This window comes from Embleya sp. NBC_00888 (genome assembly GCF_045207655.1).
Classification (GTDB): Bacteria; Actinomycetota; Actinomycetes; order Streptomycetales; family Streptomycetaceae; genus Embleya.
In genome coordinates, this window is sequence record NZ_CP108785.1 from 5,122,780 (window position 1) to 5,135,361 (window position 12,582).

Here is a 12,582-nt window from a genome sequence, read left to right on the forward strand (position 1 = left end):
CGTGAAGGTATATTCCTCGAACTCGCCTGCTGCCTGATTACCCGCATCAACGAGCCGGCCTCCGGCTGGACAGCGGCAGCGAAAGAGACCCCGCCTCAGGTAATCCGGAGACGCCAGCGATCACTCAATGCATGAATGATCGGCTCGCTCTTGCCGAGATGAACGGCAGAATTGCAGAGCGCGGATCTTCGGGTTAAGAGGGCCGCAGGGTGCCAGCCTTTGCCAACCCCGTTCCTGCTTGGCCGTAGACAGTACATAATCTCCAACAAAGCCCTGTCAACCCCTGGCTGCCGAATACCTCGACTCAACCAGTCATCGTCCGGATAGACGATGTTATCTGGACGATTCCCTCTTCTCGGTGGCTGCGCATATCGGTGGTCGGGCGCATGGTTCCGGCCGTGCGTGTTGTGAAAGTGGTGGATTCGGAACCTGGCAAGCCGCAGGTGCGCCTGGTCGGCGCGTCCGGCGAGCTGATGCGTGGAGTTGACGAGTTCCTGCGGTCGTGGTTCGTGCGTACTTGCCGCATACGGTGCGGGCCTACGCCCATGACCTGCAGAAGTTGTTGCTGGCCTCGAACGAAGTGGGGCTACGTGCACAGGAGTTCACGCCGTTCCGGCCGACGGAATTCCTGCGGTGGCTGCGGCTGGTCCCCGCCCGACGGGCTCAGCGCCTGGAGTTGGGTGCCGCCGCCGGGACCGGGTACTGTCGGCGCACGGTGGCGCTGCCGTCCTTGCGCGGCGCTCGGACTCGTTCGCCGTGGGAGCGCTGATCCTGCCGCAGGTGGCACTCGATCCGTGCTTCCGTTCCCGCAATGACGACGCGCATGCATACGGAGTTCGCGTAGTCCCTTGAACCGCGACAACTCACCACAAGATCAACTCGTGGCGGCTTTGGGGCTTGTCTTGTAGGCAGCCCGAATCGCATTCGATGCGTTCTGGCGACACCGTGCAGCGGAGGGCTGCTCGTGTCGCACCGGGTGATGACAGGCCGGTCGGTACTGCCAGGACGTTAGTCGACGGCCTTGTTCGTTGTCGTGTCGCAAGTGCAAACCAGCGTGCAGCCGACCGCAGGGCGAGTCAAGGCTCAATTCTGATCCATCCAGGCGTCAGGACGCCCGGATGGATCTCACGGCCGGCCCTGGACGCGACGGAACCACGGTCCGGAGGGGAGTCAAGACCCGCTCGGATCCGTCGGGGCTCTTCGTGGGGAAAGGGGGATCCTCGCGCAGCCCGTGCCGTACCACTCGTCCGCCGCGAAACTGCGCATCCTCACCTCTATGGCCAATCGCACAAAGTATCCGGGGAATCTCTGGACGGGCACCGAATGCACCCGGCCACTCCAGGAGCCCACGCTGTCCACATGCACAATCCAGCCTGGGTCCGGCTTGACCGGAACTTCTCCAACTCCTCAGCCCGGCAGCGTGGATCAGAACTCGCCCAGTCCCCAGGCGGGGATGGCCGCCACGAACGCGTCGCTCACGATGGGCGTTCAGTCAAACCGCGAGCGTGACGGGAGGTGAGGCATGGAACTGCTTTCCGTCACGGATCATTGCCCACCGAGGCGACCAGGTCCCGGTCGCCGGCAATCCCGCGGGGTTGTCGCACGTCGAGGCCGCCGCTCTCGCGCTCGTGGGCGTGACGGTGGGGGAGGCGCTGGTCGAACGCGCCGGGGTGCGGGCCGGGGAACGGGTCGTGGTGCACGGCGGAGCGGGCAGGGTCGGCTCGGTCGCAATCCAGGTCGCCGGCGCGCTGGGCCCAGGTGGCGACCACCGCGCGGGCGAGGGACCACGAGTTCGTCACCGGTCTGGGAGCCGACGTCGCGATCGACTTCTCGGCCGGTGACCACGTGCCGCGGGTGCGCGCGTCGGGTGGGGTGGATGTCGTCCCGGACACGGTGGGCGGGGACACCCTCGCCCGCAGCCCGGAGGTCCTCGCCGACCCGGGCCGCGTGGTGTCGATCGTGGACATCCCCGAACCCCGGAACCTGCTCGCCGCGTGGGGCGTGAACGCGACCTGCCACTTCCTCTTCGTCGGCCCCGGCCGGGTGAAACTCGAGGCCCTCGGCGCCCTGGTCGGCCAGGGCGGACTCCGGCCGGTGATCGGCGCCGTGCTACCGCCGGCCGACATCGCACAGACGCACACCCTGTTGAAAGGCGGCTTTGCCGGCGAGGGCCGCCCGCGCCCACGCGGCAAGATCGTCATCGCCGTGCACCCCCCGACTGCGGAGCCGGCCGCACCCTGATCCCTGCGAGTGTGCGGGTTGGGGTCGGTGACGACTGGGACTCCTGTGACCGATCGGCCGAGCCGAACGATCCCGGAACGACACCACCTGACCGAGCGGCACACATCGTGTCGGCAGGGAGTTCATGGTGCTGCTACGGAATTCGAGCATCAAATGGGAATCAATCCGACTCTTCGATGGTTGTGGGCTTTCTTCGGAAGCGGAAAATTGTTTGCTTGACAGAGTTCTTCGGCGGTGTCAGGGTCGAGATGTCGGCCAGGGCACTCGAAAAGCAGCCGAAGGTCGACCCACTCCGAACGGATGTGCTTCCCGGAGTGAGTAAGGAACCAGAGGTGACATGGCGATGCGACAACGACTCGATGCGCCGGATTCGCCGGAAGGCGAGCTGCATTGGGATGAGCGACATTGGCGATCGCAGACGATCCACGAAGGTTTACTTTTTCCGCAGATCCACCGTGAATTTCAGCGATACAGCGAGGCGGCGAACCATTCCGAGGCACTGAAGGAAATGCAGCGTGAACGGCTGGCATCGATCCTTCGGCATGCGATCGGCGCCGTCCCGACATATCGCAGAACGAGTACGACGACCGCAGGTTCGGCAGACCCGTGGGCGCAGCTCGCCGAATTTCCGTTGACGACGAAGCGGGAACTGTCCGAGCGCTCGATCGACCACTGTGACGACGGGATCGACCCAGCGACGTGCCGCGTTCTGGAGACATCGGGCACCAGTGGGATTCCGCTGCGCGTGATCCGTCACAACGACGCCATGGTGCACGAGTGGGCGACCGCCCTCGTCCGGAATCAGCGACAGGGGCCGGCATTCGACCGGAAGGTACTGATGCCGTGCCTTACGCGCCCCAACCCGTGGTTCGAATACACGTCCCCCGGCATGGGCTTCGCGCGCGTCGCACAGTTCGGCGTCATCGGACCTCGAGGGGAGCGCCCCGAGGAATTCGTCACGCGCGCCGTGAATTTCCGTCCCGACGTGTTGACGGGAACCCCGCGAAATCTTGTGGATTTCATGGACCTGCTGCAAAAGTGCGGGGAGGAACCGCCGCCGGTACGGTCCATCGTCACCTGTGGTGAGCTTCTCCTGCCCGCCGTGCGCGAGGCTGTTTCCGACTTCTTCGGCATCCCGGTACGCGATATGTACGCGATGAAAGAGACCGGCACCATGGCCGTGCAGTGCGAAAACGGCCTCTATCACGTCGAGTCGGAAAGACTGTGGCTCGAGGTGGTCGACGACGACGGGAATCCGTTGCCGGACGGGCAGATCGGCGAAATCGTGGTCACCGACTTCACGAACACGGCGATGCCGCTGATTCGCTATCGCACCGGCGACCTCGGTTCGATGGCGACCGAGTCGTGCGCATGTGGTCTCCCCCACAAGGCGATGAACCTGGTGGAAGGCCGCAACCCCGGTGTGATCCGACGTCCGGACGGAACGACCCTGCCCGCGTATTGGATCGCATGTGCGGCTCGGCGTTGTCCGGTTCGGCGCTACCAGATCGTGCAACGGGCCGACTTCACCGTGTCCTTGCTCATCGAACCGGCTTCGACCTTCGCCTCGGCACACCGCGAAGAGTTGACGCGCAACCTCGAGGACCTGCTCGGCGTGGACATGGAGGGCCGGGTGGAGATCGTGGACGACGCGTCCTTCCTCGGCCACGGACGCCGCAAGACCGTCGACTTCGTGAGCCTGCTGCCCGACGCCCCCACCACCGTCGAGGCAGCCGAGACCCCCTGAGCCCGTCGGCTGAGGGACGACACCTTCGACCCTTCGAGGGAGGTGACCGGCATGACCAAGGAAGAGCGCATCGCGCAGATTCTGCAGTTCCTTCGCGGCGACGGCGTCGCCTAGCGACAGCGTCCGCGCGTACCAGTCGAAGCCCGGGGCCGGTCCTTCGTCACCGGCCCCGGGTGGGCAAGTCGATCGCGAACGGTCCCGATGCGGCCGAGGGTGAGGTGAGAGGGAGTGGGCGGCCAAGTGCACGCGCCGGGAGAGACGGTGTTGGAAGTGCGAGACCTGAGCCGAACGTTCCCCGGCACCCCGCCCGTCGAGGCCCTGCGCGGAGTCGGCTTCACCATAGGAGAGGGAGAAGTCGTCGGCCTCCTCGGCGGGAACGGTGCGGGCAAGACCACCCTGCTGAAGATCCTGTCCACGCTGCTGCTTCCGTCGGCCGGCCACGCCGCCATCTGCGGTGACGACGTGGCCACGCACAGCCGCCGGGCGCGACGCCACCTCAGCGTGGTCTTCGGTGGGGAACGAGGGCTGTATCCGCGTCTGTCCGCGCTCGACAACGTGATGTTCTTCGGCGGGCTGTCCGGAGTGCGCCGCCGACTGCGGCCCCGCGCGCTGTCGGCCCTGGAAGGAGTCGGACTCGCGGAGCGTGCCGACAGCCGTGTCGAGACCTTCTCCAAAGGCATGCGACAACGCCTTCACCTGGCGATCGGGCTGCTGAACCAACCACGCCTGCTCATGCTGGACGAGCCCACCGTGGGGCTGGACCTCATGGAGGCCCAGCGCATTCGCGACACGGTTACCCGACTCGCCACCGCAGGCACGGCGATTCTTCTCACCAGTCACTATCCGGCCGACATCGACCAACTCGCGGGCAGGGTCGTCCTGCTCGATTCCGGACGGGTGTCACACGACCTCCCCATCGTCGAGTTCCGCAAGCAGGCGGGTTTCACCGCCGAGGTCCGCTTGAGCGGTCCGGGCGCCGCTCCTCGAGGCGCCGATCCCCTCCTGAGCGATCCGTCCGTGCGGATCCAACAGAACAGGGACGATTGGACGCTCACCTTCCAGGTCGACACGTGGAGCCCGGTGATGTTCATCCAACTGGCCGACGTCGTACGCCGACACCCCGTCACGGACATCAACGTCGCCTCACCCGGCATCGAAGCCGTCATGCGCAGGCTGGTACCCAGCCATGAATGAGCGGTTGCAGACCCTCATACAGCACGGCTGGGTGCTGTGGCGCGCAACCGTACTCCAGGTACGGGAAACGGCCCGGGTCAAGACCGCGCTGGTCATTTCCGTGATCCAACCCGTGGTTTTCTTGACAGTTGCGTCCCAACGAGGTTCCTCTGCCGACCCCCGGCGAACGACCGAGATCGCCCTCGGCTGCGTGATGCTCGCACTGTGGTCGTCCACCGTCTGGGGGGCCGGAACCCTGCTGCGCCGTGAGGCGACGCAGGGGACCCTCGCGGCGCTTCTCGTCCGCCCGGCGTCCCTGTTGGCGATTCTGATGGGCAAGACGCTCGGCATCGCAGCCACCGGACTGGTACGCGCGCTGGCGGCCGTGGCCATCGCCGTTCCCGTTCTCGGCCTGCGTGTCGACGTCCCCGATCCCGCCGCGGCCGCGGTCATCGCGGTGGCGGCCCTGGTCTCGGCTGCGGCCATGGGACTTCTCCTGTGCTGCGTGGTCTTCCTCTCCCGGGCGGGCCTGCGCATCATCGAGGCCCTCGGCTACCCGGTCTTCGTTCTCGGGGGACTCGTCATCCCGCTGGACATGCTTCCCGTCGGTCTGCGCCGGCCCGCCCAGGTCATCACCTTGCACCACGTGACAGGCATGGTCCATGACGCCGCCTACGGAGGCATGCCCACCCTCGTCCATCTCGCGGGCTTCGCGCTGCTGACCGCGCTCTATCTGGCCGGCGGGGTCTGGGCATTCGACGTCGTGCTGCGACGAGGCCGAGCAAGGGGAACCCTTGAACTCGCCTGACGCCCTGAGGTCGTTCCTCGCCACCGCACTACGGATCTGCAGCCTTTCCCGGAAGGACTACCGCGTCACCTCGGGCGGCATCGCGGCGCGGCTCGGCATCGCGACCCGGGTCGTATTCCAGGTCACCTTCCTCACCCTCCTCGGCCAACTCGCCCACGGCGACTCCGGGAAAACCTACGCCTTCGTCGGCGCCGTCGCCTTCGCCGCGGTGCCGGCCGTGGTCACCCAGGTCCCCGCCGTGATCACCGCCGAGGTCCCGCAGGGCACCATGTATCGCCTTCGCCTGGGCAACGTCCCACTCCTCGCCATCATGATGCTGCGCTCCTGGGTATACCTGGTCGAGGGGTTGGTCGCCTCCGGTCTGGCACTGTTCCTCCTGGGCCCGGTCATGCTCGGCCACACGGACATGCTGCGCGTCGCCGCCGCGTTCCCCATCGTGCTCGTCACCACGGTGAGTTGCCTGTGCGTGGGCCTGTTCTGCTGCACTCTCGTGCTCATCGGCTGGGACGAAGGCATGGTCGTCAACTCCGCCGCCTATCTGATCCTGCTGTGCAGCGGCGCGATCGTCCCCGCCGGGTCCGGCAATGTCCTCCGCCCGATCGGCCAAGCCCTACCCCTGGGCGCCGGCCTGCAGGCCCTCCGCGCCGGTGTGACCAACCCCGTGGGTACCGCGGTTCTTCACGAGGCCGTCGTGGCGGCGCTGTGGCTGCTTGCCACCCATCTCTTCCTGCGCCTTCACGCGCGCCGAATCCGTACCGGAGCCGTTCCTGAATCCATCTACTGAGGCTTCCGAGTCCGATTGACGGTGTGTCAAACAGGGGCGTACCCGTTGTATGAGGAGGTGCGCGCCATTGACGAACTCGGGGTGCGGAATCTTCGCCGGTTGCAGCGTCACGATCCCCACGCGCCGGGTTGGCGCGTGATCGGCGGGCCGCTCGCGCCCTTGGAGGCAGTGAACGCGGGCTTGGACTCGCCGCCCACCACCCATCGGCGGCGGGCCATGCTGGACGCGGTCGCGCTGTGCTGACGCGGTGCGGGGACTCCGGCCGTTCGTTCTGGGCCCGGACCCCACAGGAGTGGGTCGACCTGCGCGGCCGTACGCAGGTCGAGTTCCGGCGACACGCGCCCGCATGGGTCAGGGGCCAAGGCCACGCAGGTCACCGCGCTCCGGATGTTCTTCCGCGACTGCCGGGAATGGGAATGGCTGCCCCGCCGCTTCGACCCCCAGCGCACGCTCGGCACCCCGCGCAGCATCGCCGCGCTGCTCGGCTCGAACCCGCGAGCGATCGCCGACGATGTCTGGGCGAAGCTCCTCTGGGCAGGTCTCAACCTTCGACGGGGCGACCTCCCGGAGACGAACCGAGGCCACTTCCATCCGGTCGACTTGGTCCGCGCCGTTACCCTGACCTGGTTGTTCAGCGGGCAACGCAGCGACGAGATCGCCCGGCTGCGGGTGGGCTGCGTCCGCCGGCAACACGACGGGACCGCCATCGCGGGCGACTCCGACCGAGTCCTGGCACGCAACGTCGTCTGCCTGCTCGACGTTCCCACCCACAAGACCGGCACGTCGTTCACGAAACCGGTCGACCCGATCCTCGGCCACGGGATCGACGCCTGGCAGGCCCTCCGCCCGCCCCAACCGTCCTTCATCGATCGCCGAACCGGCGAGCGCGTCGACCTGCTGTGCGCGATCCGGGCCCGCAAGGTCTCGACGTCCTACATCAACAACACCGTCATCCCGATGCTCTGCCGCAAAGCGGGCGTTCCGAGCGCGGATGTCCGCGGCAACATCACCAGCCGCCGGGCCCGGTCGACGATCGCCGGCCGGTTGCGCAGGCCCTGGGCGAACGTGCGTAGTTCCTTGATCTCGGAGACGTCCGTCCGGGCGAGCCATTCGGGAAGTCGGTGGCCGTGCCGTTTCCGCTGAAGCGTCGCGAAGCCGCGGGCGAGCCGGTTGATCTCCGCGAAGTGGGGGCAGCGCTCGCACAATTCCTTCAGTTGCCGGCGGGCGGCCTCGCTCTGCCGCTCGGCTCGGCCGACGATCCACCGAACCACCTGCCGGATGGGGCGGCGGAAGGGGGAAGCTGGTTCTCGGCAGGGCCGTTCAGGAAGCGGCGGACGGTCTTGCGGCTGCCGGTGTACCCGCGGGCGGCGATCTCGTCGAGCAGCCAGCACCTCCACCTTCGGCGGCGCCGGGGCGTCGAACCGGTGGATCGTCCGCAGCAGCGTCGACCCGCTCGCAGGAGGACGTCGGTGCCGGCGATGTTCGCGGCGAACGCGGTGGCGGGTCCTGGGCGCAGCCGGTGACGGCGGCGTGCACGACGTGGTCGGCTCGGGAGACGAGGTCGCGGACGAGAGGCTCGTCGCAGATCGAGCCGATCGTCAGGCGCGGGTCGTGGGGGTCGACGCCGAGCAGCGGCAGGGTGACGCGGTCGTAGGCGCTGAGGTCGTCCCGGAGTGTGGTGGTGGCGCCGGCGCGGCTGAGGAGGTCGCGCAAGCGGGTGCCGATCAGACGGGCGCCGCCGGTGATCAAAATTTTGGCGCCGTCGAGGGTGGTCAGCCGCGTATCCATGGTGAGGGCCCTTTTTCTGTCGGTCGGGTGGAGCACCGGCGAAGCCCCCTGGGGGTGTCGCCGGCTGCCGAGGCGGGTTCAGGAGCAGACGAAGGCACCCGTGAACTTGGTAACGGCGAAGTGCCCGCGTTCGGTAATGGCGGCTTGGACGAGAGCGCGGACGCGATTGCGGAGTTCGGTGAAGAACGCCTCGTCCAGGTCGGGGTCGTTCAGGGAGGCGGCGCACATGTAGTTGTGGCCGGCGTAGAAGTCGAGGAAGGGTTCGGCTTCGGCGAACCGCAACTGGTCCTGCCAGGTGTGCAGTTCGACGGTGTCGAAGTGCTCGGCCAGGACAACGCCGCCGTTGTCGAGGGAGACGCGGCCCTTTGGGGATGCCTCGAACAGGCCCTCGGGGGCGCCCATCGCGCGCAGCGCGGTGAAGTGCACGTCGTACATCTCCACCAGGGAGCGGACGTTGTCGGTGGTGAGGAGGAACCGTCCGTCCGGGCGCAGCACGCGGCGGGTCTCGGCGAGGGCCCGGGCGATATCGGGCACGTAATGCATCATGTAGTTCGCCATGACCCGGTCGAAGCTGTCGGTGTCGAAGCGGGAGAGGTCGTCGGCGCTGCCCTGGACCCATGTGCAGTCGGTGGCCACCCCGCGCAGGCGGGCGGCGGCTGCGGCGAGGATGCCGGGGGCGATGTCGAGGCCGACGATGCGTCCGTCGGCGAGGTGGGGCCGCAGGTGTTCGAGGACGAATCCGTTGCCGCAGCCCAGGTCCAGGAGTTCCTCGGTCCCGGTGAGGTCGAGGTGTTCGCGCAGGTGGTCGACCAGGGCGCGGGGGTTGGTGCGGTAGCGGTTGTGGGCGAGTTGCTTGGCGTCGAGCACGCGCCTGTCGGCCAAGTACGTGTCGCGCGCGTCCTCGGTGGAGAGGGTGAAGTGCTCGTCGGGGATGACGCGATCGGCGACGTCGTCGACCTCGGCGGTGCGGAAGTCCGGTTCGGGGATACCGGAGTCCATGGTGGTGCCCTCTTGGTGGAGCGTGGTCGGGGTGTGGTTGCGGGCCCATTTGGTGCCGACGTACTTGTGGGGGAGCAGGTCGGCCAGCGGCACCGCGGTCGGCCCGTCGGAGCCGGCGAGGACCACGTGGATGTCGGGGGCGTGGTCTAGGAGGATCTCGCGGCACAGTCCGCACGGTGGGACCAGGCGCGGCCCGCCGGTCTCGGTGGGTTTGGGGTGACGCACCGCGGCGATGAGGACGGCGGGTGGGGCGCCGGCGAGGACGGCGTTGGCCAGTGCCACGGGTTCCGCGCACAAGGACGCGCGGCCGATCGTGGCCTCCACGTGCAGGCCGTGGTGGTGCCGGCCGTCGGCGTCGACCAGGACGGCGCCGATCTGGTGGCGTTCGACGACGTAGTGCGCCGCGATCAACGCCGCTGCGGCGGCCGCGAGCTGCGCCGGGGCGGTGGCGGCGCGGCGCCGTGCGGGCCCGATCATCGGGCTGCCCCGCTCAAGGCGGGGGTGTGCTCGAAGTCCTGCCAGGAGCGGGACGGTTGCGGGCCTTGCGAGCCCTGGTACTTGCCGTGGTAGAGGGTGACCTTTCCCTGGGAGCGCCGGAACGTCACGTGGGCCAGGACCATGCCGGCGTACACGCGCACGGGCTGCACGGCGGACGCGAAGTGCGCGGGGCGGGGTGGTCGGGTGTCGTCGAGGCGGCCGAAGTATCCGTCGTGGGGGCGGGCGGGGTCGCCGTCGATGGTCCAGAACGAGACCTGTCCGATCCGCATGTACGGGTACACGCGCACCGGTTGCACCGCGACGATCTCCAGGGTCCAGCGGTGGGCGGCGCCGAGGTTGCCCAGGTCGGCGGAGATCCGCACGAACAGCCTGAGCCTGCCGATGGAGGAACGCCCGATCAGGGAGGGCACGGTGGTGGTGGAGCCGATGGTCTCCACGGTGGTGCCCAGGTGGACCCGGCGCGGCTGCAGCACCAGGCCGGTGTCGGGGATGCGCACGTCGCGGGTGGGCGGGGGGTCGAGCGCGTCCACCCGGGAAGCGGTGTGGACACGCAGTTCGGGCGCGAGGTGGTAGTTGACGCTGTTGGGGTTGAGCCGGGTCGGGTCGAACGGCTCGAACGTGATCGAGGCGTTCTCGATGCGATCGGCGATCTCGGGGCCGGTGAGGATCATCGCGGGGTGTCCCGTCGTGCGAGGAGGGTCTCCGCGAGGGACCGGATGTCGTCGCGTAGACGCTCGATGCTCGCGTCGTTGACGAGGACATGGTCTGCGGGGCGGGTGATCGGGGCCTCGGTGGGGTGGTTGTGGTCGGCGGCGCTGACGTCGCCGCGCGCGGCCAGTCGAGCTGTGCGGGCGGCGTCCGGGGCGGTGACCTGTACGAACGTGAACTCGAGCCGGTCCAGTGCCTGCGCGTCGGGGGCGCGCATGTCGTCGCAGATCACGACCGTGTTCGGGTGTGCCGTGGTGGCCGCGTGCAGCCGCTGGGCGAAGTCTTCGACCAGGCAGTTTGGGTTGATGCGACGCAGGTGTTCACCGAGGGCGGCCAGCAGGGCACCGTCCTGAGCGGCGGGGTCGGCCAGTGGCATTCGGGCAACGGCGCGCACCACGTTCTGCAGCAGGTACAGCGGTTCCGCCAGTCGCAGTGCGACTGCGGGGTGACCGAGGTGGGCGAACGTGTCGACGAGGATGCTTCTGCTCGTCGACTTGCCGGCCCCACTCGGTCCGTACAAGGCGATTCTCACGTCGTCCTCCCGCGAGTTGGCCCGGGCGCCCACTGCGCGGCCGGGGCGATGGCTGAGCTTGCTCCGCTTTGACGGACACCGTCGTTGTGGTGGTCAGGCCGCGAGTGCGGCTTCGTATTCGACGGGGCTGCGGTAGCCGAGGCCGCTGTGCAACCTGCGTAGGTTGTACGAGGCTTCGATGACCCTGCTGCTCAATTGGGTGAACCTGGGTGATCTTGCAGTCACTCGGGATCTGCGGGATGGAGCCTGAAGTCGCGGCCTGTCAGGGGTGTTCGTCGTGCGGTCGCGGGACGGGGTGGTGTGGTGTCGATGGGTCGGGGTTCGGGTCGGGGGGTTCCCGAGGCAACGCGGATGGTCGCGCGCGCGGCGTTCCCGAAGGGGTGCCTGGCGATGCGAGTGCGGGATGCGCTCGGCCCGCTGTTTCGGCGACGAGGACTTCCGATCCGCGTTCGGGGTCCGGGGCCGTCCGGGGGTCTCGCCCGGGCAACTGGCGCTGGTCCGTGCTGCGGTTCGCCGAGAACCCGACCGATCGCCAGGCCGCTCATGCGGTGCGGGCGAGGATCGACTGGAAGTACCTGCTGGGCCTCGAACTTGCGCATCCCGGCTTCGACTTCACCGTGCTGACCGGGTTCCGGGATCGGCTTGTGGCTCATGGCCTGGAGGAGCAGGTCCACCCGGATGGGCGTCGATCCAGGCCACGAGGGTCTCCGACGTCCGGTCCAGCAGCACGTCGATGACGCGGTGGCCCTCGATGTCGACGAGGACCGTGGCGTGGACGTGCGATCGTCGAAGGGCGAAATCATCGACACCGAGCACCCTTGGCGCGTGGTCGAGTTCGGGCTCCGGGAGCGCGCGGATCAGCCGCAGCAAGGTGGCCGCGCTGGTCGACACGCCGAGACCGGCCGCCAGTCTGGCACCGGCGCGGCCCGCCAGGGCGAGCGCGATCCGCTCCGGCGCCGTCCGCAGCGCGCGACTCCGGCGACCGTAGCGCCAGGTCAGCCCGTCGACCTGCTCGACGAACGTCCGTCGTGGGCACCCCCGGTCGTCGCAGACGAAGCGGCGCACGGCCAGGTGAACCGCGACCGCGCGGCCGACTACAGTGCTGTGGGCCGGCCGCCGGACATAGCGGTCCTGCACCCGCGTCGACGAAGCACCACAGTCCGGACACACGGCGTCTTCGACGCTGCTCGCCGCACGGACGTGGACTTCGTAACCGCACCCATTCGAACGACGTGCGCCCACGTGCGCCCCCAAGCTCCTTCGTCACTGACCGTAGCCGCTCCCCGGAATGTGACGCAGAGCCG

At 68.3% G+C, this 12,582-nt stretch carries 12 protein-coding genes and 2 pseudogenes; 9 read left to right on the top strand and 5 right to left on the bottom strand.

The genetic code is table 11. The features are described 5' to 3' along the window. Nucleotides 1-502 precede the first annotated feature (502 nt). The 8 genes and pseudogenes from OG948_RS56720 (at nucleotide 503) to OG948_RS56755 (ending at nucleotide 7,896) form a co-directional block, all read left to right on the top strand. On the top strand, nucleotides 503-769 hold the full coding sequence (locus tag OG948_RS56720) for a hypothetical protein (RefSeq protein ID WP_331772905.1): 267 nt from the start codon (nucleotides 503-505) through the stop codon (nucleotides 767-769). A 742-nt stretch (nucleotides 770-1,511) separates the two neighbouring features. Beyond that, nucleotides 1,512-2,241, top strand: a pseudogene (locus tag OG948_RS56725) (zinc-binding dehydrogenase); the annotation flags it as partial. Nucleotides 2,242-2,578: 337 nt separating this feature from the next. Next, nucleotides 2,579-3,988: an AMP-binding protein gene (locus OG948_RS56730; RefSeq protein ID WP_331772906.1), complete on the top strand. Its 1,410-nt coding sequence runs from the start codon at nucleotides 2,579-2,581 to the stop codon at nucleotides 3,986-3,988. 261 nt (nucleotides 3,989-4,249) lie between these two features. Next, nucleotides 4,250-5,182: an ABC transporter ATP-binding protein gene (locus tag OG948_RS56735; RefSeq protein ID WP_331772907.1), complete on the top strand. Its 933-nt coding sequence runs from the start codon at nucleotides 4,250-4,252 to the stop codon at nucleotides 5,180-5,182. A gap of 4 nt (nucleotides 5,183-5,186) precedes the next feature. Further along, complete coding sequence (locus tag OG948_RS56740; protein ID WP_331772908.1) at nucleotides 5,187-5,969, top strand: ABC transporter permease; 783 nt, start codon at nucleotides 5,187-5,189, stop codon at nucleotides 5,967-5,969. Continuing rightward, a complete protein-coding gene (locus OG948_RS56745; RefSeq protein WP_331772909.1) occupies nucleotides 5,956-6,753 on the top strand; it encodes an ABC transporter permease in 798 nt (265 codons plus the stop codon). The genes OG948_RS56740 and OG948_RS56745 overlap by 14 nt, the downstream gene beginning before the upstream one ends. Nucleotides 6,754-6,810: 57 nt before the next feature. Next, nucleotides 6,811-6,996, top strand: coding sequence for a hypothetical protein (locus OG948_RS56750; RefSeq protein WP_331772910.1), 186 nt, complete (start codon nucleotides 6,811-6,813; stop codon nucleotides 6,994-6,996). A 144-nt stretch (nucleotides 6,997-7,140) separates the two neighbouring features. Next, entirely contained in the window at nucleotides 7,141-7,896 is a 756-nt protein-coding gene (locus OG948_RS56755) for a hypothetical protein (protein WP_331772911.1), read from the top strand. Nucleotides 7,897-8,073: 177 nt separating this feature from the next. On the opposite strand, the gene OG948_RS56760 is transcribed toward OG948_RS56755, so the two are convergent. The 4 genes from OG948_RS56760 to OG948_RS56775 all read right to left on the bottom strand — a co-directional run bounded on the left by OG948_RS56760 (nucleotide 8,074) and on the right by OG948_RS56775 (nucleotide 11,278). Then, nucleotides 8,074-8,541 (bottom strand): NAD-dependent epimerase/dehydratase family protein, encoded by a 468-nt coding sequence (locus OG948_RS56760; RefSeq protein WP_331772912.1) that lies wholly within the window; start codon nucleotides 8,539-8,541, stop codon nucleotides 8,074-8,076. 78 nt (nucleotides 8,542-8,619) lie between these two features. After that, a complete protein-coding gene (locus OG948_RS56765) occupies nucleotides 8,620-10,017 on the bottom strand; it encodes a methyltransferase domain-containing protein (protein ID WP_331772913.1) in 1,398 nt (465 codons plus the stop codon). After that, a complete protein-coding gene (locus tag OG948_RS56770) occupies nucleotides 10,014-10,709 on the bottom strand; it encodes a dCTP deaminase domain-containing protein (RefSeq protein WP_331772914.1) in 696 nt (231 codons plus the stop codon). Before OG948_RS56770 ends, OG948_RS56765 begins: the two co-directional genes overlap by 4 nt. Then, a complete protein-coding gene (locus OG948_RS56775) occupies nucleotides 10,706-11,278 on the bottom strand; it encodes a hypothetical protein (RefSeq protein WP_331772915.1) in 573 nt (190 codons plus the stop codon). The genes OG948_RS56770 and OG948_RS56775 overlap by 4 nt, the downstream gene beginning before the upstream one ends. 303 nt (nucleotides 11,279-11,581) lie before the next feature. Between OG948_RS56775 and OG948_RS56780 the strand changes: the two are divergent. Continuing rightward, a pseudogene (locus OG948_RS56780) lies at nucleotides 11,582-11,922 on the top strand (transposase); the annotation flags it as partial. On the opposite strand, the gene OG948_RS56785 reads toward OG948_RS56780, so the two are convergent. Further along, nucleotides 11,891-12,520 (bottom strand): transposase family protein, encoded by a 630-nt coding sequence (locus tag OG948_RS56785; RefSeq protein ID WP_331773631.1) that lies wholly within the window; start codon nucleotides 12,518-12,520, stop codon nucleotides 11,891-11,893. The pseudogene OG948_RS56780 and the gene OG948_RS56785 sit on opposite strands and share 32 nt — an antisense overlap. Nucleotides 12,521-12,582: the final 62 nt, after the last annotated feature.